The sequence below is a fragment of the Curtobacterium sp. VKM Ac-2922 genome (genome assembly GCF_022815645.1).
Classification (GTDB): domain Bacteria; phylum Actinomycetota; class Actinomycetes; order Actinomycetales; family Microbacteriaceae; genus Curtobacterium.
On sequence record NZ_JALGRO010000001.1, the window covers coordinates 291,106 to 315,275 of the forward strand.

23 protein-coding genes are annotated in these 24,170 nt (G+C 71.2%); 5 read left to right on the plus strand and 18 right to left on the minus strand.

All coding sequences use genetic code 11. The features are described from left to right. Positions 1 to 5 precede the first annotated feature (5 nt). From manD to MT346_RS01380, 8 genes are all read right to left on the minus strand, one after another. The gene (manD, locus tag MT346_RS01345; protein ID WP_243560963.1) at positions 6 to 1,382 is read right to left on the minus strand and encodes a D-mannonate dehydratase ManD; all 1,377 of its coding nucleotides are present in this window, start codon (positions 1,380 to 1,382) and stop codon (positions 6 to 8) included. Then, positions 1,379 to 2,650 carry a mannitol dehydrogenase family protein gene (locus MT346_RS01350; protein WP_243560965.1) on the minus strand — a complete coding sequence of 424 codons (1,272 nt, stop codon included), beginning with the start codon at positions 2,648 to 2,650 and terminating at the stop codon, positions 1,379 to 1,381. Before MT346_RS01350 ends, manD begins: the two co-directional genes overlap by 4 nt. Then, positions 2,647 to 3,534 (minus strand): sugar phosphate isomerase/epimerase, encoded by an 888-nt coding sequence (locus MT346_RS01355; RefSeq protein ID WP_243560967.1) that lies wholly within the window; start codon positions 3,532 to 3,534, stop codon positions 2,647 to 2,649. The genes MT346_RS01350 and MT346_RS01355 overlap by 4 nt, the downstream gene beginning before the upstream one ends. Further along, the gene (locus tag MT346_RS01360; protein WP_243560969.1) at positions 3,531 to 4,727 is read right to left on the minus strand and encodes a Gfo/Idh/MocA family protein; all 1,197 of its coding nucleotides are present in this window, start codon (positions 4,725 to 4,727) and stop codon (positions 3,531 to 3,533) included. Before MT346_RS01360 ends, MT346_RS01355 begins: the two co-directional genes overlap by 4 nt. After that, positions 4,724 to 5,575: a sugar phosphate isomerase/epimerase gene (locus tag MT346_RS01365; RefSeq protein ID WP_243560971.1), complete on the minus strand. Its 852-nt coding sequence runs from the start codon at positions 5,573 to 5,575 to the stop codon at positions 4,724 to 4,726. Before MT346_RS01365 ends, MT346_RS01360 begins: the two co-directional genes overlap by 4 nt. Before the next feature lie 79 nt (positions 5,576 to 5,654). After that, positions 5,655 to 6,605, minus strand: a complete 951-nt coding sequence (locus MT346_RS01370) for a carbohydrate ABC transporter permease (protein ID WP_243560972.1) — start codon at positions 6,603 to 6,605, stop codon at positions 5,655 to 5,657. Then, positions 6,602 to 7,648: a carbohydrate ABC transporter permease gene (locus MT346_RS01375; protein WP_243560973.1), complete on the minus strand. Its 1,047-nt coding sequence runs from the start codon at positions 7,646 to 7,648 to the stop codon at positions 6,602 to 6,604. The genes MT346_RS01370 and MT346_RS01375 overlap by 4 nt, the downstream gene beginning before the upstream one ends. Continuing rightward, positions 7,648 to 8,988: an ABC transporter substrate-binding protein gene (locus MT346_RS01380; protein WP_243560974.1), complete on the minus strand. Its 1,341-nt coding sequence runs from the start codon at positions 8,986 to 8,988 to the stop codon at positions 7,648 to 7,650. The genes MT346_RS01375 and MT346_RS01380 overlap by 1 nt, the downstream gene beginning before the upstream one ends. Positions 8,989 to 9,155: 167 nt before the next feature. Between MT346_RS01380 and MT346_RS01385 the strand changes: the two genes are divergently transcribed. Together MT346_RS01385 and uxaC are read left to right on the plus strand one after the other, a co-directional pair. Then, positions 9,156 to 10,256 (plus strand): LacI family DNA-binding transcriptional regulator, encoded by a 1,101-nt coding sequence (locus MT346_RS01385; RefSeq protein WP_243560975.1) that lies wholly within the window; start codon positions 9,156 to 9,158, stop codon positions 10,254 to 10,256. Next, on the plus strand, positions 10,256 to 11,680 hold the full coding sequence (uxaC, locus tag MT346_RS01390; protein WP_243560976.1) for a glucuronate isomerase: 1,425 nt from the start codon (positions 10,256 to 10,258) through the stop codon (positions 11,678 to 11,680). Before MT346_RS01385 ends, uxaC begins: the two co-directional genes overlap by 1 nt. A gap of 116 nt (positions 11,681 to 11,796) precedes the next feature. Here uxaC and MT346_RS01395 read toward each other — a convergent pair whose 3' ends face one another. The 5 genes from MT346_RS01395 to MT346_RS01415 form a co-directional block, all read right to left on the minus strand. Continuing rightward, a complete protein-coding gene (locus MT346_RS01395) occupies positions 11,797 to 12,567 on the minus strand; it encodes a sugar phosphate isomerase/epimerase (protein WP_243560977.1) in 771 nt (256 codons plus the stop codon). A gap of 67 nt (positions 12,568 to 12,634) precedes the next feature. After that, entirely contained in the window at positions 12,635 to 13,216 is a 582-nt protein-coding gene (locus tag MT346_RS01400; RefSeq protein WP_243560978.1) for a GNAT family N-acetyltransferase, read from the minus strand. Positions 13,217 to 13,282: 66 nt separating this feature from the next. Beyond that, a complete protein-coding gene (locus MT346_RS01405) occupies positions 13,283 to 13,660 on the minus strand; it encodes a type II toxin-antitoxin system death-on-curing family toxin (RefSeq protein WP_243560979.1) in 378 nt (125 codons plus the stop codon). Between the two features lie 63 nt (positions 13,661 to 13,723). Next, positions 13,724 to 14,431 (minus strand): response regulator transcription factor, encoded by a 708-nt coding sequence (locus MT346_RS01410; RefSeq protein WP_243560980.1) that lies wholly within the window; start codon positions 14,429 to 14,431, stop codon positions 13,724 to 13,726. Then, entirely contained in the window at positions 14,428 to 15,702 is a 1,275-nt protein-coding gene (locus MT346_RS01415; protein WP_243560981.1) for a sensor histidine kinase, read from the minus strand. The genes MT346_RS01410 and MT346_RS01415 overlap by 4 nt, the downstream gene beginning before the upstream one ends. A gap of 214 nt (positions 15,703 to 15,916) precedes the next feature. Here MT346_RS01415 and MT346_RS01420 point away from each other — a divergent pair, with 214 nt between their 5' ends. Then, complete coding sequence (locus MT346_RS01420) at positions 15,917 to 16,156, plus strand: SHOCT domain-containing protein (RefSeq protein WP_243560982.1); 240 nt, start codon at positions 15,917 to 15,919, stop codon at positions 16,154 to 16,156. Here the strand turns inward: MT346_RS01420 and MT346_RS01425 are convergent. After that, positions 16,143 to 16,685 (minus strand): gluconokinase, encoded by a 543-nt coding sequence (locus MT346_RS01425; RefSeq protein ID WP_243560983.1) that lies wholly within the window; start codon positions 16,683 to 16,685, stop codon positions 16,143 to 16,145. The genes MT346_RS01420 and MT346_RS01425 overlap by 14 nt on opposite strands. Positions 16,686 to 16,857: 172 nt before the next feature. On the opposite strand from MT346_RS01425, the gene gndA reads away from it, so the two are divergent. After that, positions 16,858 to 18,318: an NADP-dependent phosphogluconate dehydrogenase gene (gene gndA / locus MT346_RS01430; protein WP_243560984.1), complete on the plus strand. Its 1,461-nt coding sequence runs from the start codon at positions 16,858 to 16,860 to the stop codon at positions 18,316 to 18,318. A 162-nt stretch (positions 18,319 to 18,480) separates the two neighbouring features. Here gndA and MT346_RS01435 read toward each other — a convergent pair whose 3' ends face one another. Beyond that, entirely contained in the window at positions 18,481 to 19,164 is a 684-nt protein-coding gene (locus MT346_RS01435) for a hypothetical protein (protein ID WP_243560985.1), read from the minus strand. 114 nt (positions 19,165 to 19,278) lie between these two features. On the opposite strand from MT346_RS01435, the gene MT346_RS01440 reads away from it, so the two are divergent. Next, entirely contained in the window at positions 19,279 to 20,844 is a 1,566-nt protein-coding gene (locus MT346_RS01440; protein ID WP_308221861.1) for a molybdopterin-dependent oxidoreductase, read from the plus strand. A gap of 43 nt (positions 20,845 to 20,887) precedes the next feature. Here MT346_RS01440 and MT346_RS01445 read toward each other — a convergent pair whose 3' ends face one another. The 3 genes from MT346_RS01445 to glmU form a co-directional block, all read right to left on the minus strand. Further along, complete coding sequence (locus MT346_RS01445) at positions 20,888 to 21,667, minus strand: putative protein N(5)-glutamine methyltransferase (RefSeq protein WP_279396602.1); 780 nt, start codon at positions 21,665 to 21,667, stop codon at positions 20,888 to 20,890. Continuing rightward, positions 21,664 to 22,641, minus strand: coding sequence for a ribose-phosphate diphosphokinase (locus tag MT346_RS01450; RefSeq protein ID WP_243560987.1), 978 nt, complete (start codon positions 22,639 to 22,641; stop codon positions 21,664 to 21,666). The genes MT346_RS01445 and MT346_RS01450 overlap by 4 nt, the downstream gene beginning before the upstream one ends. A 92-nt stretch (positions 22,642 to 22,733) precedes the next feature. Continuing rightward, positions 22,734 to 24,161, minus strand: a complete 1,428-nt coding sequence (gene glmU / locus MT346_RS01455; RefSeq protein ID WP_243560988.1) for a bifunctional UDP-N-acetylglucosamine diphosphorylase/glucosamine-1-phosphate N-acetyltransferase GlmU — start codon at positions 24,159 to 24,161, stop codon at positions 22,734 to 22,736. Positions 24,162 to 24,170 lie beyond the last annotated feature (9 nt).

Consider the following 24,170-nt stretch of genomic DNA (forward strand, 5'->3'; position numbering starts at 1 on the left):
CCGTGTCACCAGTCGTGGACGGTGCCGTCGGCCAGGCGGTTGAACGGCAGGTACGCCTGTTCGTAGGGGTACTTGCCCGCTTCGTCTACGTCGAGCGAGACACCGAGGCCCGGCTCGTCGCCGGGGTGCAGGTACCCGTCCGTGAAGGTGAAGGTCTGCCGGAACACCTGGTTGGTGCGGTCCCCGTGCTGCATGTACTCCTGGATCCCGAAGTTGTGGATCGCGAGCCCGAGGTGCATCTGCGCTGCCAGGCCCACCGGCGAGATGTCGGTCGGCCCGTGGAACCCGGACTTGATCTGGTACATCGCGGCGTACTCCATCGTCTTCTTCAGCGGCGTGACCCCGCCCATGTGGGTCACGGCACCGCGGACGTAGTCGATGAGCTGGTCGCGGATGATGTCCTTGAAGTCCCAGATCGTGTTGAAGACCTCGCCGATCGCGAGCGGCGTGGTGGTGTGCTGCCGCACGAGCCGGAGTGCCTCTTGGTTCTCGGCGGGAGTGCAGTCCTCGAGCCAGAACAGGTCGTACGGCTCGAGCGACTTGCCGAGCTTGGCGGCCTGCAGCGGGGTCATCCGGTGGTGGCCGTCGTGCAGCAGCGGCAGCTCGGGGCCGAACTCGTTGCGCACGGCTTCGAACACCGTCGGCAGGTGGCGCAGGTACGCCCGGGTGTCCCAGTCCTCCATCGCGGGGAAGGCCCCACGCTGCGCCGGCTCGAAGTCGTACCGGACGCCGGCGTTGCCCTCGGTGGTGCGGTTGGACGCGATGCCGTAGATCGACTCGAGCCCCGGGACGCCGGTCTGCACGCGGATGGAGCGGTAGCCCTCGGCCTGGTGTGCCCGGATCGAGTCGAACAGCTCGGGCAGTTCCTTGCCGGACGCGTGTCCGTACGCCATCAGCCCTGTCCGCGAGGCCCCGCCGAGCAGCTGGTACAGCGGCATGCCGGCGACCTTGGCCTTGATGTCCCAGAGCGCCATGTCGACAGCGGCGATCGCAGCCATCGTGACCGGCCCACGACGCCAGTACGACGAGCGGTACAGGAACTGCCAGGCGTCTTCGATCCGGCTGGCGTCGCGTCCGGTCAGCAGCGGGACGACGTGCTCGGACAGGTACGCGGCCACGCCGAGTTCGCGCCCGTTCAGCGTCGCGTCACCGAGGCCGGTGACGCCGTCCACCGTCGTGAGCTTGAGCGTCACGAAGTTGCGGTCGGGGCTGGTGACGATGACCTCGGCCTTGTCGATCAGCTGCCCGCGGTCCGCACTCGCCCAGGTGTCCGGGCGGCCCGACGTGGCACCGCCGGTGGACCGGTCGTCGGTCGCGCCGGGGACGGGGTCAACGGGCACGGGGGCGGCCGGGTTCGTGGTGCCGGTGTGGTCGTCGGTCATGCGGGGACTCCTTCGGGTGCGTGGGCGCGGGCCTGGCGGATGCGGTCGGCCGCGGCCGTGACGGCAGCGACCACCGGGGTGGTGTCGAGGTCGGGGGCGATCACGGTCAGGACGTCGTGCACGTCCGAGCCTGCACCGGGCGCGCCGGGGTCGTTCACCAGCTCGGGTTGCTCGGTCACGTGCAGCCACCACGCGGCGATGAGCGTCGCTGCACCGGGTCCGACACCGGCGCCCGGGTCGCGCTCGAGGCGTCGGCGCAGGACGTCGACCACGCGGACGGGGAGCTTCTCGGAGCCGCCCGACGCGATCTGGGTCAGGGTGTGCCGGATGCGCGGGTTCTGGAACCGGTCGACCAGGGCCGCCCGAGCCGCTGCGACCTGGTCGTCGGGCAGCGGCAGCTCGAGGGCCGCCTCGTCCCACAGGTGCTCGACCGCGCTACGGCACACCGGGTCGGCAACGGCCTGGGCGACGGTCTGGTGGCCGAGCAGCAGGCCGAGGTACGCCAGCAGCGAGTGCGACCCGTTGAGCAGCCAGAGCTTGCGCTGCTCGTACGGGGTGACGTCGTCCACGATGCGGGCGCCGGCGGACTCCCATGCGGGGCGGTCGATGCCGTCGAACCGGTCCTGCAGCACCCACTCGGTGAAGGGCTCAGTGACGACGGGGACACGGTCCCCGGGCAGCGCGCCGGTGAGATCGGGCAGCCCCTGCACGTCGTCCGTGGTGGTCGCGGGGGTGATCCGGTCGACCATCGAGCTCGGGAACGTGACGGTCGACGCGATCCACGACCGCAGCTCGGGGTCGGACGCGGCGTCGAGCACGGCCTGGCGCAGGACCTGGCCGTTGTGCGTGAGGTTGTCGAGACTGACCAGCGCGAGCGGCCCTCCGCCGGCAGTACGGCGGGCATCGAGTCCGGCGACCAGCCGCGCGGGGACGTCGGAGTCGGGACGGTAGCCCTGCTCCGTCACCGTCAGGGTGACGATCGTGGTGTCCGCCGACGCCAGCGCCCGGGCGAACGCGTCGGTGTCACTGCCGGGGCGCGCGGCGACGATCGCATCGATGACCTCGGCCGAGTCGCCGTCGGCAGCGCGGGTGACCAGCGTGTACCGGCAGTCCTGCGCCGTCAGGGCGTCGGCCGCGTCCGGGGAGCGCCCGGTGAACGCGGTGATCCCCCACGGGGTGCCCGTGGCGTGCTGGGTGTACCAGGCCAGGTGGGCGCGCGCGAACGCTCCCACCCCCAGGTGCACGATGCTCGGATGGCGATCGGTCATGCCGGCACCGACACGAGCGACCGCAGGAACGCCAGGTTGTCGGCGGTGCGGGCTTCGAGCGGCAGGTCCGTGGAGAAGTCCTCGATGGTGACCCAGCCGTCGTACCCGAAGGCCCGCAGGTCGGCGAAGTAGTCGGCGACCGAGGCCTGGCCCGACCGCAGCGGTGCCCACTCGTGCTGCCAGACGCTGCTGCCGTCGGCGCGGGTGTCCCCGGTGTCGACCCAGCGGGCGTTCTTCACGTGCACGTGCGCCAGGTACGGGCCGAGGAGCTCGAACGCGGCCAGGTGGTCCTCGTGCCCCTCGATCACCAGGTTGCCCAGGTCGTGGATGACCCCGACGTGCTCGGGATCGAGTCCGTCGATCAGGCGCAGCGCGGCCGAAGCGGACGGCGTGATCGTCATGTGGTGCAGCTCGACGAGTGCCTTGACGCCGAGCTCGGACGCGCGGGACACCGCCCACTCGAGATCGGCTCGGGTGCGGTCGAACACCTGCGGGTAGGTCTCGCCGGTGCGTTCCTTCTCGTGCCGGTAGACGGGCATGGACACGCGGACCTGCCGGGCGCCGAGCTCGCTGGTCACGCGCAGCATGGTCTCGACGCCGTCTCGGTCGGACGCCTGCCGGTAGCCACCGATGCCCGAGTAGGCCAATCCGGCCTGCTCGGTGATGCGGGCGATCTCCGGCACCTGCTCGGTGATGCCCGTGTACTGCCACGTGGACCGGTTGCCGGCCCAGAACGAGCGCTCAGCAGGGACGACGGTGCCGGGCTCGGGGATGTCGTCGACCACGCGCCACTCGATGCCGTCCCAGCCCTGCGCGGCGAGCGTGTCGGCGGCCTGCGACGGGGTCCAGTCGGGGGTCGATGCGGTGAACACGGAGAACTTCATCGGACTGCTCCTTCTGCTGCGGGGACGACCGGTACGACGTCGTCGTACTTGCCGCTGATCACGTCGTCGATCCGGACGGGCTGCCCGAGCGTCGCGCTGACGTACAGCCCGCGCACGGTCGCCAGGGACACCAGGGCGTCGTCGACGGTCACCCCGGCTTCGCGCCCGGTGCGGATCGCGTCGACGATGTCGTCGTACTGGCGACCGTGCCCGGCCAGGAAGTGGTCGGGCTCGGGCGGCCCGCCGACCACGTGCTCGGCGGGGACGACATCGGCCTTCTGGTCGACCGGGTCGGCCACGGCCGTGGTGTTCGCGCTGGCGGCGGCCGACGCCAGGGTGGCGGCGTCGGGGGCGACGTGGAAGTAGCCGAGCTTGTCGTCGTCGACGACCGCGGAGCCCTGCGTGCCGTAGATCGCGTACCGCGCACTGAGACCGGGGTAGGCGGCCGTGGTGCAGTGGATGACCCCGAGGGCACCGTTGTCGAAGCGCACGGTGGCGACCGCCGTGTCCTCGACCTCGATGCGGTCGTGCGCGAGCAGCCCGACCTGGGCGGAGATCTCCACCGGACGACCGAGCGTCCACACGAGCAGGTCGACGGTGTGCACGCCCTGGTTCATCACCGCGCCACCGCCGTCGAGCTCCCAGGTGCCGCGCCAGTCGCCGGAGTCGTAGTAGCCCTGCGAGCGGTACCATGCCACGCTCGCGACACCCGAGGTGACGCGGCCGAAGCCGCCCCCGTGCGCGGCTTCGGCGACGGCGACCGATGCGGGGTCGAACCGGTGCTGGCTGATCACGCTGACGACGAGTCCGCGCTGACGTGCGGCGTCGGCGAGTGCGGCGATCTGCCGGGCACGGGGCATGGTGGTGTCGAGCGGCTTCTCGATCACGACGTGCTTGCCGGCCGCCAGCGCCGCTTCGGCCAGGGCGACGTGCATGCCCGACGGCGAGCAGATCGCGACGACGTCGATGTCGGTCTGCGCGATGGCGTCTTCGATGGTGGCGGTCGTGAGCGGACGGGGAGCGCCCGATGCCTCGATCTCGTCGGCCGCACTGGTGGCAGCGGCGGGGATCGCGTCGACCAGCGCGACGACCTGCAGGCCGGCGTTGGCCAGGGCGACCCGGGCGTGGTGGCGGCCGATGACACCGGCGCCGACGACGGCGAGCTTGAGGGGGGACGTGGTGGCTGCGGTCATCGCAGGGTCACTCCGATCTGGTCGGTGAGGGTCCGGAAGGCTCGCCCGGCGCGGCCGAACGCGGCGGGACCGGAGAACCCGCCGAGGGAGGTGACGTTGCTGAGGTGCGGCTCGAGTGAGGCGTACCCGGAGTACCCGGCGTCGCGGAGCGCGGTGAGCGTGAGCAGGAGCTCGCCGTCGCCGTCACCCGCGGGGACCACGGAGTCGTCGGCGGCCAGGGCGTCCTTGACCTGCAGGTAGTCGACGTACGGCGCGAGCTGCGCCCAGCCGTCGGTGAAGGGCCGGACGCCGCACTGCACGTAGTTGGCGTTGTCCCAGGCCAGGCGGAGCGACGACGACCCCACGCTCTCGACGATGTCGAGCACCCGGTCGGGCACGTCGCCGTAGATCGCCTTCTCGTTCTCGTGCAGGAGCGTGACCCCCTCGCGCTGCGCGAGGTCGGCGAGGGCCCGCATCCGGACGAGCACGTCGTCGCGGACGGACTCGGGGGTGCGCCCGTCGAAGTAGAACGAGAAGATCCGGATGTTCGTGGTACCGAGGGCGTGAGCGGCGGCGATCGCCCGGCCCAGGCGACCGAGCTCGTGCTCGACGGGTTCGTCGACCGAGACCTTGCCGATCGGCGATGCGATGGCGGACACGCTCTGCCCGCGTTCGTCGAGCAGGCGGTGCAGGCCGGCGAGCTGGTCGTCGTCGAGGTCGACGACGTTGACGCCCCAGGCGCTGCGGACCTCGATCGCGCTGGCACCGAGTGCCTGCAGCACCGCGACCTGCACCGCGGGGTCGGCGTCGATCTCGTCGCCGAAGCCGGAGAGTTCCCAACTGATGTGATCGCTCGTGGGCTGGGTCATTGCGTTCCCTTCATGAGGACCAGGGTGACCGACGGGGCGGACGCGCGCCGGGCCTCCAGTCCGATCTGTGGACAACTCGCTACTTCACACTGCCGGCCGTCAGACCGCCGACCAGGTAGCGCTGGAAGATGAGGTACAGGGCGACCACCGGGACCGCGCACACGATCGAGGCGGCCATCATCTGGCCGTAGATCGGGACCGCGCCGCCCTCTTGCGTGGTGCCGAGGACCTGCAGGACGACGGCGACGGTCCGCGTGTTCGGGGTCGTCATGATCGTCGAGAACAGCACGTCGTTCCAGCCGAGCAGGAACGCGAAGATCGCCGAGACGACGATGCCCGGCCACGACAGCGGCAGGACGATCTTGGTCAGGATCTTCGTGGACGACGCCCCGTCGATGCGCGCGGCCTCTTCCAGCTCCTTGGGCAGACCGCGCAGGTACGTGACCATCACCCAGGTCGAGAACGGCAGAGCGAACGTCAGGTAGGTCACGAACAGCCCCCACCGGGTCCCGATGATCTGCACACCGGTTGCGCTCGCGATGTTCGAGAACACCACGAACACGGGCAGCAGCAGGAGCGTGCCGGGGATCGACTGCAGCGCGAGCAGGCCGCGCAGGAACGTCAGGCGGCCGAGGAACCGGAAGCGGACGAGCACGTAGGCGGTCGACACGGCGAGCGCGGCGCTGGCCACGGCGACCGCTCCGGCGGTCAGGATGCTGTTGACGAGCCCCTGGCCGAGCGCGACCGTCGACCAGATGTCGACGTAGTTGGACAGCGTGAACTCGGACGGGAAGTACTCGCCACGGGCGACCGCGACGTCGGAGTTCACCGAGCCGAAGACGATGTAGAGCACCGGCACGGCGATGAAGGCGATGATGACGGCGATCACCGTGATGAGCAGCCACTTCGGCAGCAGCCGGGTGACGTCGGTGTCGTACGGGCGCTTGCCGCGACGGCGCTGTCCCTGCGAGGTGATGCTCTCCGTCAGGGTCGCCGTCGGACGGGTCCGGGTGGCGCTGTAGCCGCTCATGCGCGGGCTCCCTCGATGTCGGCGGCGGCCGGGGCGGCGACCGCGGCGGTGTCGAGCGTCACCTGGTCGGCGCGGCGCTGCTTGCGGTTCGGCCCGGCGTCGTCACCGGTGTCCAGCTGCACGGCTCGCAGGTAGACGAACAGCGGGATGGCGACGATCACGAGCGAGCAGATCGCCATGGCGGCGGACAGCCCGAAGCGGAACGACTGGAAGCTGGCGATGTAGGTCAGGACCGGCATCACCTCGACGCTCGACGGCAGCGGGATGCCGAACAGCACGAACGGCAGCGTGAAGTTGTTGATGTTGTGCAGGATCGCGATGATCACGGCCAGGCTGAGCGGCCCCCGCAGGTAGGGGAAGACCACGTACCGCAGTTTGATCCACCAGGTCGCGCCGTCGAGCGACGCGGCTTCGTGGACCTCGAGGTCCACGGCCTGGAGGCCCGCCAGGCTGAGCAGGTAGACGAACGGCCACGACGTCCACACCATCACCGCGGCGAGCGCCCAGTAGGACGCCGCACCGTTCAGCCAGAGCACGTCGGTGTGGAACACCGCGTTCACGACGCCCTGCGGCTGCAGCATGGTGCGGAAGAAGGTCCCCACGACGAATGCGGGCAGCACGTACGGGATCAGGTAGATGGACCGCACCAGTCCCCGGCCCGGGAACCGGTTCTGCGTCGAGATCGCGGCGGCGACGCCGATCGGCACGGTGACCGCGGTGACGAGCACCGCGAGCGACGACGAGATCCAGACGGAGTGCAGCAGCGGCGAGTTCGTGATCGCCTCGGCGAAGTTCGCGAACCCGACGAAGGGTGCGCTGAACCACTGCCGGAGCGTGTACTGGTCCAGGTCGAGCATCGCGATGAACAGGCCGACGAGCAGCGGCACCACGATGATCGCGGCCATCAGCACCCCGCCGGGCAGGAGCATCCAGAGCGGGCGTTCCTTCTTGTACAGCGGGGTCTTCCCGTGCGGGCGGACCGTCCGGTCGGGGTTGTGCACCGGGGTGCGGGTCGTGCTGTGGTCGGTCTGTGTGGCGGTCATCACAGGCCTCCGTTCTTCTGCCGGTCGAGCGTGGCCTGGGCGTCCTTCTGGGCGTCCTGCAGACGCTTCCGGAGCTGGTCGTCGGTGACCTCGCCGCTCTTCAGCGAGGGGATCGACTGCACGACGACGTCGACGAGGGCGAGCTGGATGTCGGACCAGGCTCCCGTGAACGCGGTCGGCTTGGAGAGCTTGCCGGCGTCGATGATCGGCTTCAGCTGGGGGTTGTCGTCGGCCAACTGCTTGGCCGCCGCGGTGTTGGTCGGCAGGTTGCCGAACAGGTCGTAGTACTGCAGCTGGGCCTTCTTGCTGCTGACCTGCTTGATGAAGTCGAACGACAGGTCCTGCTTGGTGCCGTAGTCGGCCACGACGAAGTTGTCGCCGGACAGGATGCTCGCCGCCTGGATGCCGTCGGCGGGACGCTCGGTGGCGCCCGGGGGGACGGTCGGCAGCAGTGCGAACTCGTACTTGCCGTCGATCTCGGTGCCCGTGAAGGAGTTGATGGCCGTCGTCGTGGTCATCGGGAAGAAGGCGGCCTTGCCCTCGGTGAACTGCGCGAGCGCCTGGGCGTTGTTCCACCCGATCGCCGACTTGTCGACCACGCCGTCCTTCGTCACCCAGTCGAAGTAGGTGCGGTAGGCGTTCTGCACCGCGGGAGCGTCCAGCTCGGCCTCCGAACCGTCGACCAGGGTGTTGCCGGCGTTCTCCGACATGCCCCAGACGAACTTCCACGGGTCGAAGCCGTCGGCGTAGGCGATCGCCATGCCGTGCACGTCGCCGCTGGTGGTGGCCTTCGCGTCGGCGGTCAACTGGTCCCAGGTGGTGGGCATCTCGGTGATGCCGGCCTTGGCCAGCAGGTCCTTGTTGACGGCCATCACGAACGGACGGCTGGCGAACGGGATGCCGATCTGCTTCGACGCGCTGGGGCCCGAGATGCCGAACGATGCCGGGTCGAACTGGTCCTTGCCGCCGACCGCGGCCCACTGCTTCTCGCCCATCTCGACGAACGCGCCGGTGGCGTACGCGGTGGGGGTGAACGTGGTGCCGATGGCGTAGACGTCGGGGCCCTGTCCGGAGATGACGCTCGTCTGGATGGCGGTCAACTCCTCTTGCGCGGACGAGTACGTCTCCCACTGGATGTCCGCGCCGGTGGTGCGCTTGAACTCGGCAGCGGTGTCCTGCTGCCACTGCTTGCGTTCCTTGGGGTAGGTCGTGTCCGCGCCCATCATGACGCGGAGGGTGTTCGGGTCGTCGCCACTGCCGTTCACGATCGCGCATCCCTGCAGGGACAGCGCGGCGAGGGCGACCACGACCACGGAACCGATCAGGGTCCGTGTCTTCATGGGGGTTCCTCCTCGGAGCATCCACGGGCAACGCTGCCGGTGGTGCCTCCACTGTCCCGCTGGTGGCAACATCCGGCAACCGGTTGCCACTTGTTGCCAGAACGGCCTAGGTTCGGGTCACCGGGGCACCGTCCAGGCGCCACCACCGTCGGACGATCGGAGGCCCGATGACCGAGACCGACACGTCCCGTCCGGCGTCGGATCGCGCGTCCGCGACGTCCCGTCGGGTCACCATCCGTGACGTGGCCGACGCCACCGGGGTCGCACCGTCGACGGTCTCGCGCGCCCTGTCCATGCCCGACCGTGTGAACCGCGTGACCCAGCAGCGGATCCAGGACGCCGCCCGCGAACTCGGGTACGTGGCGAACTCGCAGGCACGCGCGCTCACGTCCGGTCGCACCCGCGCCGTCGCCGTCCTGGTCTCGGACATCACCAACCCGTTCTACTTCGACGTCATCCGCGGGACGCAGCACCAGCTCGCCGCGGCCGGCTGGACGCAACTGCTGGTCGACACCGAGGAGTCCGCCGACGCCGAGATGGCCGCCCTCAGCGCGATCTCCGCCAAGGCCGACGGCGTCGTGCTCACGGCGTCCCGCCTGTCCGACGCGCAGATCGCCCGGTACGCCGAGCGCACCCCGCTGGTCGTCGTGAACCGGCGGCCGGCCGGGGTCCCCTCGGTGCTCATCGACACCCCGGGCGGGGTCGAGCAGGCCGTGCAGCACCTGGTGTCACTCGGACACCGCGACGTGCTGTACGTCGCCGGGCCGGACAGCTCGTGGTCGAACGAACGCCGGTGGAAGGCCCTGGTGCAGGTCGCCAAGCGCCTGGACGTCCGGGTCGCCCGGATCGGCCCGCACGCGCCGTTCGTCGACTCGGGTGCCGCCGCTGCCGATGCCGCGGTGAACGCCGGAGCCACCGCATGCATCGCCTTCAACGACCTGATCGCGATCGGCATGCTCGGACGACTGCGCGAGCGTGGCGTGCGCGTGCCCCAGGACATGAGCATCGTCGGCTGCGACGACATCTTCGGTGCCGACTTCTGCAACCCGCCGCTGACCACGATGACCTCGCCGATCGAGCGCGCCGGTCGGGTCGCGATCACGATGCTGCTCGGGCGGCTCGGCGCGATCCCCGCCGAACAGCTGCCCGGCGAGCGCATGCAGGGCGCCGTCGTGCTCCCCACCCACCTGACCGTGCGCGAGTCCACCGGTCCCGCGCCCTCCCCGGCCTCCCCGCCGTCCCCGGCCTCCCGACGAAAGGGTCGATGATGTCCCAGCCGACCACCACGACGTCCACCGTGCTCGCACCGCACCCCGACCGGTTGTTCCCCGCCGATCCGGCCGCCCGCCGGATCGCGCGCACCGTGTACCAGGCGGTCGCCGACGCCCCGGTGATCTCCCCGCACGGACACGTCGACGCGGCGATGATCGCCGCGGACGTCCCGTTCCCGGACCCGGCGGCGCTGCTCGTCACGCCCGACCACTACGTGCTGCGGCTGCTCCACGCGAACGGCGTGCCGCTCTCAGACCTCGGCCGCGGACCCGGCCCGGCGGACGGCCGGGCGATCTGGCGCCGCCTGGCCGAGCACTGGGACGACTTCCTCGGCACCCCGGTGCGGTACTGGTTCGAGACCGAGCTGCACGACGTGTTCGGGCTCGACCAGCAGCCTTCCGCCGCGAACGCCGACGCGCAGTACGACCACATCGCCTCGGCGCTGCTCGAGCCGTCGTTCCGACCCCGCGCACTCTTCGACGCCTTCGGCATCGAGGTGCTCGCGACCACCGACGACCCGACGGCCGACCTGGCCGCGCACGCGCAGCTCCGAGCCGACCCCACCTTCACCGGTCGCGTGGTCCCGACGTTCCGTGCGGACGCGGTCTTCGATCCAGCCCGACCGGACTGGAGGACCGTGGTCGCGGCCATCGGACAGGCTGCGGGCATCGACACGGGCACCCACGACGGGCTGCTGGCAGCACTGCGCGCCCGTCGCCGCCACTTCATCGACCACGGGGCGACGGCCACCGACACCGGGGTCATCGACGCCGGGTCGGCTCCGCTTCCTGCAGCCGACCGGGAGCGCATCCACGCCGAGGCGCTCCGCGGGGACGTCTCCCCCGCCGACGCCGTGGCCTACCGACACGACATGCTGTTCCGCTGGGCCGAGATGAGCGTCGACGACGGACTCGTGATGCAGCTGCACCCGGGGGTCATCCGCAACCACCACACACCGACGCTCGAGCGCTTCGGGCCGGACACCGGGCACGACCTGCCCGCCGTCGGCGCGTTCACGGAGCCGCTCCGTCCGCTGCTCGAGGCCTTCGGCACCGCGCCGGGGTTCCACCTGGTGCTGTTCACGGTGGACGAGACGGTGTTCTCGCGCGAGATCGGGCCCCTGGCCGGCTTCTACCCCGCCGTGTACGCCGGGGCCCCGTGGTGGTTCATCGACACCCCGGCGGCGATCGGGCGGTACCGCGGCGCGATCACCGACTCGGCGGGGTTCACGAAGACCTCGGGGTTCATCGACGACACCCGGGCGTACTGCTCCATCCCCGCGCGGCACGACATGGCCCGGCGCGCCGATGCCGCGTACCTGGCGTCGCTCGTCGTGACGCACCAGGTGTCGGAAGAGGACGCCGTCCGCACTGCCCGGCGCATCGTGTCGGACATCCCGAGGGCGACGTTCAAGCTCTGACGCTGCGCCAGCGCCGGTGCCGTCTCGCCGGGTGCGGGTTTGGTGGCCCCGTGCAGCGCTGATCCGCTGCACGGGGCGATCGTCCTCGCACGAGGCGGGAGTGACACGTCGTGCGGTCAGTGCGGGGCCGCGGCGCGGACGGCGCGGAGTGCTGCGTCCATCTGCGGCTCAGGGTCGTCCGACCACCGGCACTCCAGCGACACCGGGCCGCGGTACCCGCCCTGGTGCACCGCGGCCAGGAACTCCGGCCACGGCCAGTCCCCCTCGCCCGGCGGCAGGCGGTCGCGATCGGACACGTGCACGTGCCCGATCCGGTCGGCCAGAGACCGGACGACGTCGAACGACTCGTGCTCGGCCTGCACGTGGAACAGGTCCGCGACCACGCTGACACCCTGCAGGTCGAACGCGTCGAGGAACGCCACGGCCTGCTCGATCGTGTGGACGACGTTCGTCTCGTCGCGGTTCAGCGGTTCGAGCACGATGCGCAGGTCGTGCGTGGCCGCGAGGTCGCGGGCGACGCGGACGACCCGGGCGAAGCGCTCGTGTGCTTGTGCCATGGGCATGTCCGGCGGTGCCGTCCGGGCGGTCCCCGACCCGAACACGATCCTCGCGCCCGACGTGGCGACCAACGCGACGATCGGCAGCACCGCACGGAGGTACCCGTCCACCACGTCAGGATCCTCGGTCAGGAGCGACAGGTCGGGCGGGACGAACAGGGCGAACGACCCGAACCGTTCGTCGTCGTAGGCGGGGTCGAGCCGCCACCCGTCGCCGTCGCGGTGGACCAGGTTGCCCGCGATGCCGGGTTCGACGTGGTCGGCGCCCGCTCGGCGGACGATGTGGGTCAGTGCTGCGCCGGCGACGATGCCGATCCCGCTGAAGGCCATGCGTCCATGCTGCTCCCCGACCGCAGAACAGTGCGGCGTTGCCATGCGTTGTCGTGTGTCGTGACGCTCACCGGAGGGTCCGGCGCATCAGGACGCGCGCAAAGCCGTTGAGCACCGACGTGGTGTCCGCCCTGTGCTCGAAGCCCGCTCGCTCGAACAGCCGACGTGTCCCGACGTAGGCCATCGTCAGGTCCACCTTCGCCGACCCGTTGTCGACCGGGTAGCCCTCGATCACCCGCGCACCGTGCTCGTCCGCGAACCGCACCGCGCCGTCCAGCAGCGCGTGCGAGATGCCCTGCCCGCGGTGCCCGGGGCGGACACGGATGCACCAGACGCTCCACACGCCGGTGTCCCCGGGGTCGTCGAGGTGCGGGATCCGCCGGTTCCGGGCGAAGGTCGTGTCGGGCCGTGGATGGACGCCCGCCCACCCCACGACCGCGTCGCCGTCGTACGCCAGCACCCCGGGCGGCGGGTCCTGCCGCACGAGCTCGCGGACCCGGTCGCCACGGGCCGTCCCGCTCAGCTGCTGGTTCTCGCGCGAGGGGATCCGGTAGCTCAGACACCAGCAGACGTTGGCGTCGGGACGCTTCGGCCCGACCATCGTCCGGACGTCGTCGAACGAGGTCGCTGCGCGCACCACGATGCCCATGGCACGATCCTGACATCCGGTCTGCCCCTTGTCCGGGACGGTCGGCGCGCTGGCGGACGCACGCGTTCAGCTCGGGGTCGCCGCACCGCGGAACTGTGCAGCGATCGCCTCGACGTCGTCGAGTCGTCCGTCGGCGATCGCGACGATGAACGCGCACTCCTGGTCGTTCGACATGGTGAGCGTCCGGCCGTTCACCCCGAGGAACACGACCAGCAGCATCCGCCCGAGCCGCTCGTCGCCGTCCACCAGCGCGCGGTTGCGGACGGTCGAGTGGACGAGTGCCGCGGCTTTGTCGACGAGCGTCGGGGAGACATCCTGCCTGCCGACCGTCGCGGCGGGTCGGGCGACGGCAGCCTGCAGCAGCCCCGGATCTCGGACCAGGGCATCGGACCCCACGGTCCGTCGGACGACGTGGAGCGCTTCGTCGAGGGTCAGGTGGATCACGATGCGACAGGACTCAATGCGCGAGGCGGTCGAGTGCCTCGGCGTACCGCGGCAGCAGGTCGGTCATGCCTGCCACCCGGGCGTCGCCAGCCCCGTCTCGTAGGCGAACACCACGAGCTGGGCACGGTCCCGCGCACCGAGCTTGATCATCGCGCGGGACACGTGGGTCTTCGCGGTGGTCGGACTGACGAACAACCGCTCGGCGATCTCGGTGTTGGTGAGCCCGGCCGCGACGAGCCGCATCACCTGGCGTTCGCGGTCGGTCAGGACGTCGAGCCCGGGAGCGAGTGCGGCCGGCTTGGCGTGGGTCGCGAAGGCCTCGACCAGGGAACGCGTCGCGCCGGGCGACAGCAGGGACTCACCCGCCACCACGGTACGGATCGCGCGGAGGAGCTCGGCAGGCTCGGTGTCCTTGACCAGGAACCCGGCGGCGCCACCACGGATCGCCTCGAACACGTAGTCGTCCTCTTCGAAGGTGGTGAGGACCACGACGTGGACGTCTGCCAGGGCCGGGTCGGCCGAGATGCGCCGGGTCGCCGCGAGCCCGTCGGTGCCGGGCATCCGGATGTCCATGAGCACGACGTCCGGGCGCTCACGCGTGGCGATCTGCACGGCGGCGTCACCGTCGCCGGCCTCGCCCACGACGGTCATGCCGGGCTCGGCGTCGACGAGTGCCCGCAGCCCAGCGCGGATGAGGACCTGGTCGTCGGCCAGCACCACACGGATCGGCGTCGCCGGGGTGGTGACGGGGTCGGCGAGGCGGTCGGTCATGCGTCCCGCTCCGGTGTCCCGGACGGCAGGCGCGCAACGACCGTCCATCCGCCGTCCGGCCGGGGTCCGGCGCGGAGTTCGCCGCCGACCGCGATGGCTCGTTCGCGCATGCCGATGATCCCGTTGCCGGACTCGCCGAACAGCGCGGGCGGCACCCCCGCGGCACGGCGTGCGGAGTCGGACGCCGCGGTCGGCTCGTCCTCGACGACCAGGTCGACCACGTCCGTCCCGATGTCGAGCGTCAGGGTCGCGCGGTGGTCGGGCGCGTGCTTCATGACGTTCGTGATCGACTCTTGTGCGATGCGGAACGCGCTGCGGTCGACGACCCCGTCGATCGCTGACGGGTCGCCGTGGACCTCGGCCGTGACGTCGAGCCCGGCAGCACGAGCGCGCTCGACCAGGTCGGCCACGCGGGCGAGTCCGGGCGTCGGGGTGCGCTCGGCTCGGTCGGCGTCGACTGCTCGCAGGACACCCAGCACCCTCCGGAGCTCGACCAGGGCCTGCTTGCTCGTGTCGCGGATGCTCGTCAGGGCCTGCTGGGTCGGCTCGGGCAGTTCCCCGCCGAGGTGCAGCGCGACGCCGGCCTGCAGGTTGATCAGGGACATGCTGTGTGCGACCGAGTCGTGGAGCTCCCGCGCGATCCGCACGCGTTCGTCGTCGGCTCGCGCGCGTTCCGCCGCAGCGCGGGCACGACGTGCTTCGGTGGCACGCTGCACCCGCACCCGGACGACTTCGGTGATCGCGACGGTCGCGGTCAGCCAGGCGAGGCAGAGCGTCACGGTGGTGGTCGAGGCGAACGGGGCACGTCCGGTGAGCGTGTCCGCCCACGGCAACACGACCACCGCGATGCCCGCAGCAACCCAGACGGCGACACGGTGACCGCGGAACCAGGCGTTCGCCAGGGCCATCGTGAGGGCCGCGACGAACGGGCCGCGCGGGCTGACGACGAGCGCGTAGCCGATCGTCGTACCGAGGCTCACCGCGAGGACTGCGACGGGCCACCGCCAGCGGAACGGCAGCGCGACGACGCCCGCGACGAGCAGGACGACGGCAAGCGGCCCGACGTCGACCGGCTCGAGCCCCGGCCGGCCACCGCCTGCCCACGGCGGACCGGAACCGTCCCCGGCGCCCGACCACCGCGACGCGGCCAGGGTCACCACGATCTGGACGACCGCCACCGGGACGACCCGGCCGATGCGCGCGAACCGCAGCCGACCCGTGCGGCCGGTGAACGGCCGGTGCGGCTCGGCGGCCTGCGTGTCGGTGGTCATGCTCCGACTCTAGGGTCGAGCCTCCTCCGCGGCATCGGGCCGCGGGGGGACCTGTGGACTACTCCCCGGGGAGTACCGGCATGTGGAGGAGGCGCCGCCGTACGACCCCGGGAGCAGGCGGAAGTGGGCCTCGGCGACGGACGCGCCACGGGCCTCCCGACCGGAGTCTTGGAGGGTCGCATCTGCGGCACCGGATCCGACCCAGGAGGTCACCATGCTCACCACCCTCGCCGCCACCGCTCCGTACTGGCACGGCGGCGGATTCCCGTTCCCCGTCTTCCCCGTGTTCTTCTTCGTCGTGTTCCTGGTCCTGTTCCTGGTGGTCGGCGTCCTGCGCCGTGGGAGCTGGCGGGCACGCGCCGATGCCCGGTCGGTGCTGGCAGACCGCTTCGCCCGCGGCGAGATCAGCGCCGAGGAGTACCGCTCGCGGCTGTCCGAGCTCAGTCGGAAGTGACGGACGGCAGTGCGTCGAGGATCGCGGCGACGGTGTCGTCCACGGAACCGTGGATCGGGATCGACGCCGCGGCCTCGTCGGCCTGCGGGCGCTCGAGTGTGGCGAACTGCGAGTCGAGCAGGGAGTTCGGCATGTACTCGTGGTGCCGGTGCGACTGGCGCTCGGCGATGAGGTCCTGCGACCCGTCCAGGAACGCGATCACCAGGCCCGGCGCGCTCGTCCGCAGCCGGTCGCGATAGGCACGCTTCAGCGCGGAGTTCGCCATCACGCAGCGCTTCCCGCCTGCCTGAACCGCCGCGATGCGTGCAGCGCAGGCGTCGAGCCACGGCCAGCGGTCCTGGTCGGTCAGCGGGGTGCCCTGCCGCATCTTCTCCTTGTTGGCGGCGGGGTGCAGGTCGTCGGCGTCGATGAACTCGGCCGGCTCGCCGCGGGCGACGAGTGCGCGGGTGAGTGCCTCGCCCACCGTCGACTTGCCGGAGCCGGAGACCCCCATCACCAGGACGGGCGGGCGGACGGATCGGTCGCTCATCCCTCCACCGTAGGGAGACGGGTGAACACCATCCACAGGTTGCGGCAACACCCGTGCGGTCCCAAGCGTCGATCCGTAGGTTGGCCGCAGGACATCGGCACTGCGCTGGTGCAACGTGGCATCGCGCTGCTGCAGTGTGTGCGGGCGTCGCGACGTCAGGACGAAGGAGACCATGGTGGCAGACAGCAACGGACAGGCGAACATCGGCGTGGTGGGGCTCGCGGTGATGGGGTCGAACCTCGCCCGCAACCTCGCGTCGCGCGAGGGCAACACGGTCGCGGTCTACAACCGCACGTACGCGCGCACCGAAGAACTCATGCAGGAGCACGGCGACGCCGGCTTCATCGCGTCCGAGTCGATCGACGACTTCGTCGCATCGCTCTCCAAGCCCCGCACCGCGATCATCATGGTGCAGGCCGGCAAGGGCACCGACGCCGTCATCGAGCAGCTCGCGGAGCGGTTCGAAGAGGGCGACATCATCGTCGACGGCGGCAACGCCAACTTCCACGACACCATCCGCCGCGAGCACGACCTGCGCGACAAGGGCCTGAACTTCGTCGGTACCGGCATCTCCGGCGGCGAGGAAGGCGCGCTCAACGGCCCGTCGATCATGCCCGGTGGCTCGAAAGAGGCCTGGGAGACCCTCGGCCCGATCCTGAAGTCGATCGCCGCGGTCGCCGAGGGCGAGCCGTGCGTGACCCACATCGGCACCGACGGCGCCGGCCACTTCGTCAAGATGGTGCACAACGGCATCGAGTACGCCGACATGCAGCTCATCGCCGAGTCCTACGACCTGCTCCGCCGCGCCGGTGGGCACAGCGTCGACGAGCTCGTCCAGATCTACAGCAAGTGGAACGAGGGCGACCTCGAGTCCTACCTGATCGAGATCACCGGCCAGGTCCTCAAGCAGCAGGACGCCGACACCGGCAAGCCCCTGGTCGACGTCATCCGCGACGAAGCCGGCTCCAAGGGCACCGGCGTGTGGACGGTGCAGAACGCCGTCGGTCTCGGCATCCCCGTCTCGGGCATCGGCGAAGCCGTCTTCGCCCGTGCGGTGTCATCCAAGCCGTCACAGCGTGCCGCGGTCCAGCGGTCGGTGCAGAGCCGACCCGACATCGCGCAGGTCCCCGACACCTTCGAGGACGACGTCCGTGCCGCGCTCTACGCGTCGAAGGTCGTCGCGTACGCGCAGGGCTTCGACCTCATCATCGCCGGGGCCAAGGAGTACGACTGGGACATCAACCTCGGCAACATCGCCAAGATCTGGCGTGGCGGCTGCATCATCCGTGCGCAGTTCCTCAACCGCATCGTCGAGGCCTACGACAAGAACCCCGAGCTCGAGTCGCTGCTGGTGGACCCGTACTTCGCGAACGCCGTCGCCGAGGGCGAAGCCGCGTGGCGCCGCATCGTCGGCATCGCGGCCGCCTCCGGCATCCCGGCGCCGGGGTTCTCGTCCGCGCTGTCCTACTACGACTCGCTGGCGTCCGACCGCCTGCCCGCGTCGCTGATCCAGGGGCAGCGCGACTTCTTCGGCGCACACACCTACCAGCGCGTCGACAAGGACGGCACCTTCCACACGCTGTGGTCCGACGACGACCGTCGCGAGGTCGAGCAGGAGCCGTCGACGCACTAGCTGTCAGCGGCGCCGCGCTCGGGACGGGTCTCGCCACACGGCGGGACCCGTCCTGCGTCAGACCACGACGCGTGCGGCACCGACGCGTGGGGCACCGACGCTTGCGGCACCGACGCGTGGGGCACCGACGCGGCGGACGCCGACGCGTCTGGCGACGACGCGTCAGGCGACGATGCGCTCCCGTGCCAGCTCCGCCAGCAGCCGTTCGAGCTTCGGACCTCGCCCCAGCAACCGCCGCGAGCCCGGCGCCGTCCGGACATGGAACGTGGCGACCGCCATCGAGTCATCCGGCCGCACGTAGTGGACGGCGATCGCGCAGGCGTCCCGGTGACCCGGTGCCGGCACGTCCTCGAGTCCGATGTGCATCACCCGACTCCAGCGGATCACGAGCAGCCGGGTGGCCCGCCGCTCGTCGAGTTCCCACAGCGAGGCCTCGGTCGCGCCGAACGCCCACGTGACCCGCGGTCCGAGCGTCACGTCGGAACGCTGCTCCTCGACCGCGGCGCGCAGCTCGGCCGTCGGCGCCGCGGGCACGAGCCACACGGTGGGGTCGATGCGACGGATCGCGAACGCCAGTGACTCGTCCTCGCGGCGACGACGCATCCCCTGCATGCGGATGACCCCGGCCAGGATGACCCCCACCCCGAAGGCGATCACGACGACCTCGGCGACACCGAACGCGGTCATGTCGGCGTCGGGGCGCTGCGCGACGACGACGACCCGCGCCACCAGCAGCGCTCCCCACACGGCGACGATGACCCAGCGCACGGTCAGCAGTCGCCGGTCGGGTGACATCGGGCGGCGGGCGCGCGGGTCCCCGGGGACACGACCGCGACGCCTCAGCACACCCTGATCCTCGCACGCCAGCCCGGCCAGGGGCACCGCACCCCGGATGAACACGAACAGGACCCATGGCCGGGACGCGGCTGGGTCCCAGTCCGCCGGACGTACGATCGTCCCGTGCCTGCCCCTGGAACGTCGATGCGGCCGCGCCTGCTGGCCGCGGTGTCGGGTGTCGTCGCCGCGCTCGCGTTCCTGGCGGTCGCCGAGCTCGCCGCCCTGTTCCTCGGCGGTGCCGGCAGCCCGCTCGTGGCGGTCGGCGGTGCGGTCATCGACCTGGCTCCGGCGGGGGCGAAGGACCTGATGGTCTCCCTGTTCGGTACGGGCGACAAGGTCGCGCTCTTCGTGCTGATGGGCGTCCTGATGGTCGCGATCTCGGCTGCCGCCGGGATCCTCGAACGACGCCGTCCCCCGTTCGGTGCGATGGTCTTCGCGCTCGGCGGTGCGCTGTCGTTGCTCGCCGTCACGACGCGCTCCGGATCGGGGATGTGGGACGGCCTGCCCTCGGTCGTCGGCGTCGGTGCGGCGATCGGTGTGCTCCGTCCACTCATCACCCGTCTGCGCCGCTGGGAGGCGGTCGCCGAGACCCCCACCCGGCAGGACGCCGCGCGCCCGGAACGCCGGGCGTTCCTGGCGTGGTCGGTGACCGCCGGAGCGCTGGCCCTGGTCGTCGGGACCGGCGCGCGGCTCGGCTCGGCCGCGATGCAACGCACGGCCGCCATCCGACGTGCGGTGCGCCTCCCGTCCCCCGCGACAGCGGCACCGGCCGTGCCGGCGGGATCGTCCCTCGACGTCAGCGGGATCACCCCGTACGTCACGCCGAACGCCGACTTCTACCGGATCGACACGGCACTGCGTGTGCCGTCGATCGACCCGGCCGATTGGAGCCTGCGCATCCACGGCGCCGTCGAGCACGAGATCACGCTGACCTGGGACGAGCTGCTGGCGCTCCCGATGACCGAGCACATGGCAACACTGAGCTGCGTGTCGAACGAGGTCGGCGGTGACCTGATCGGCAATGCCCTGTGGCTCGGGTACCCGATCCGCGACCTGCTGGCCCGCGCGAAGCCGACCGGGAACGCCGACATGGTGCTGTCCCGCAGCATCGACGGGTTCACCGCCGGCACACCCCTCGACGTCCTGCAGGACACCGGCACCCAGGCACTGCTGGCCGTCGGCATGAACGGCGACCCGCTGCCCGCAGAGCACGGGTTTCCGGTCCGCATGGTCGTCCCGGGCCTGTTCGGGTACGTGTCCGCGACGAAGTGGGTCACCGAGATGGAGGTCACCCGCTTCGCCGACGCTCAGGGCTACTGGACGCCGCGCGGCTGGTCGGAGCGCGGACCGGTCAAGCTCGAGTCGCGGATCGACACCCCCGCCAACGGCACGAGCGTCACGGCCGGCGACCGGGTCGCGATCGCGGGCGTCGCCTGGCAGCCGCACGTCGGGGTCAAGGCCGTGCAGGTCAAGGTCGGCGGCGCGGACTGGCAGGACGCGGAACTCGCCGACTCGGTGTCGGCCGACACGTGGCGCCAGTGGGTGTACCGCTGGACCGCGACGTCCGGCAACCACGAGGTCCGCGTCCGCGCCGTCAGCACCGACGGTCAGGTGCAGACGAGCGTCGAACGCCCGCCCGCGCCCAACGGTGCGACGGGCTGGGACACGATCACGATCAGCGCGGGCTGACGCCGGCGGGTCCGGCAGGTCCGGTCGGGAGGCGCGGTGCGGGTCAGGCGGGCAGGCTCGCCACCACGCACGTGCCGTCCACGGCGTCGTCGTGCTCGGTGCGTGTCCGGAACCCGGCAGCACGGAACGCCGCCGCTGACGCGTCGGCCTGCACCGCGGAGACCTCGATGACGACCGAACCACCCGGACGCAGCCACTCCTCCGCCCCGAGCGCGATGCGCCGGTGCAGGTCGAGCCCGTCGTCGCCGCCGTCGAGCGCCACCCGGTGCTCGTGGTCGCGCGCCTCGGACGGCATCGTCGCGACGGCATCGGTCGGGACGTACGGGGCGTTCACCGCGATGACGTCCACCGCGCCGCGGAACCGTGCCGGCAGTGGGGCGAACAAGTCGCCGGCGACGACGATCCCGCGATCACCGACGTTCTCGGCCGCCACGGCGACGGCGTCCGGGTCGATGTCGCTGGCGACCAGGTCGAGTGCGCCCACCCGCTCGAGCAGTGCCACCGCGATCGCCCCGGCACCACAGCACAGGTCCACCACCCGGTCGTAGCGGTGCAGCAGTCGCGCTGCCTGGTCGACCACGACGGTGGTCCGCGTGCGCGGCACGAAGACCCCCGGTGTCACCCGGATGCGGTGCCCGTCGAACGCCGCCCAGCCGAGCACGACCTCGAGCGGTTCGCCGCGCAGCCGCCGCTGCACCAGGGACCGCAGGCGTACCGGGTCACCGTCACCGGCATCGAGCAGCAGGTCGGCCTCGTCTTCGGCGAACACGCTGCCCGCCGCCCGGAGTCGGGCGGCGAGGGCGGCGCGAGCGGGGTGCGTCAGGCTGCACCGTCGAACATCGAGGTCACGGAGCCGTCGTCGAAGACCTCGTGGATCGCGCGGGCCAGCAGCGGGGCGATCGGCAGGACCTCGAGTCGTTCCCAGCGCTTGTCGTGCGGCACGGGCAGCGTGTCCGTGACGACGACGCGGTCGATGAACTCGCTCTGCAGCAGTTCCGTCGCGGGGTCGGAGAAGACCGCGTGCGTGGCGGCCACGACGACACCGATCGCCCCGGCGGCCTTGAGGGCTTCGGCCGCCTTGGCGATCGTGCGGCCGGTGTCGATGAGGTCGTCGACCAGCAGGCACCAGCGCCCGGAGACGTCGCCGACGATCTCGTGCACCGTGACCTGGTTCGGGACCAGGGGGTCACGACGCTTGTGGATGATGGCGAGCGGTGCGCCCAGCTTCTCCGACCAGATGTCGGCCACACGGACACGGCCCATGTCGGGCGACACGACCGTCAGCATCGACGGGTCGAGGATCGCCTTGAAGTGCTCGAGCAGCACCGGCATCGCGAACAGGTGATCGACGGGCCCGTCGAAGAACCCCTGGATCTGCGCGGCGTGCAGGTCGACGCTCATGATGCGGTGGGCGCCGGCGGCCTTGAACAGGTCCGCGACCAGACGCGCCGAGATCGGTTCGCGGCCACGGCCCTTCTTGTCCTGACGCGCGTACGGGTAGAACGGCGCGACGACCGTGATGCGCTTGGCCGACGCACGCTTGAGCGCGTCGACGATGATGAGCTGCTCCATCAGCCACTCGTTGATGGGCGACGTGTGCGACTGGATGACGAACGCGTCGCAGCCGCGGACCGACTCGTCGAAGCGGACGTAGAGCTCACCGTTCGCGAACGTTCGGGCATCCGTCGGGACGAGGTCGACGCCGAGTTCCTCGGCGATCTGCTCCGACAGCTCGGGGTGTGCTCGCCCGGAGACGAGGACGAGTCGTTTCTGGCCGGTGATCTTGATTCCGGACAAGTGCCGTACTCACTCCCTGGCCCAGCTGGGCCGTGTGGCCGGGGACCCGGATCCGGGCCCCCGTGTGACGACCGGTGGCCGTCGAGAAGGTGTCATGCTCCGTGCGCGCGCCGAGCCGCCTCGGCCGCCGGCGTGCCGGGTCGGTGTTCGGAGACCCAGTCGTCGGTGTTGCGCTGTGGGGCGTAGCTGATCGCGAGCGACCCGGCCGGCACGTCCTTGCGGACCGTCGTGCCTGCACCGGTGTACGCCCCGTCACCAATCCTAACGGGGGCGACGAAGACGTTGTGCGAGCCTGTACGGACGTGCGAGCCGACCTCGGTGCGGTGCTTGTGCACACCGTCGTAGTTCGCGGTGATGGTGTTCGCCCCGATGTTCGAGTCCTCGCCCACCTCGGCGTCGCCGATGTAGGACAGGTGCGGCACCTTGCTGCCGCGGCCGATCGTGGCGTTCTTGGTCTCGACGAAGGTGCCGATCTTGCCGTGGTCGCCCAGCGCCGTCCCCGGACGCAGGTACGCGAACGGCCCGACCGAGGCGTCGTCGCCGATGACCGCCAGCGTGGCGTCGACGCGGTTCACCGTGGCGCGGGCACCGACCTCGGTGTCGCGCAGGGTCGTCCCCGGTCCGACGACGGCACCCGCAGCGATGGCGGTGGCCCCGATGAGCTGCGTGTCGGGGAGGATCTCGGCGTCCGGCTCGATCGTCACGTCGAGGTCGATCCACGTCGACCGCGGGTCCTGCACGGACACGCCCGCCAGCTGGTGCGCCCGGACGATGCGGTCGTTGAGCACCCGTGCGGCGTCGGCGAGCTGTGCGCGGTCGTTGATGCCGGCGAGCAGCCACGGGTCGTCGAAGCGCAGCACGTCGATGCGCCCGCCGCGTGCGGCGATGAGGGACGGCGCGTCGGTGATGTACTTCTCGCCCTGCACGTTCGCGGTCGTCAGCTGCGGCAGCACGGCACGCAGGTGGGTCACGTCGAAGGCGTAGATGCCCGCGTTCGCCTCGGTGATGGTCCGCTGCTCGTCGGTGGCGTCCTTGTGCTCGACGACCCCCACGAACGCACCGTGCTCGTCACGCAGGATGCGGCCCAGTCCGGTCGGGTCGGGTGCGATCGCGCTGAGGAAGGTGACCGCGTTCGTCGCCGTGGTGTGGGCCTGGACCAGGCGACGGAGGGACGCCGGGTCCACGAGCGGGACGTCACCGGAGAGCACGACGACCGATCCGTCGAAGTCCGCGGGCAGGGCCTGGACGGCGACCTCGACCGCGCGGCCGGTGCCCGGGACCTCGTCCTGGTCGACGACGACGGCGTCGGGCATCCGCTCGGTGACCTCGGCGGCGACGCGCTCACGTTCGTGGCGGACCACCACGGCGATGTGCGCGGGCTCGAGGGACTCGGCCGTCCGCAGCACGTGCGCGATGAGCGGCAGGCCGGCGAGCCGGTGCAGCACCTTCGGGGTCGAGGACTTCATGCGCGTGCCCTGCCCGGCGGCGAGGACGACGACGGCGATCCGCTGGTCGGTCATGTCCCCATC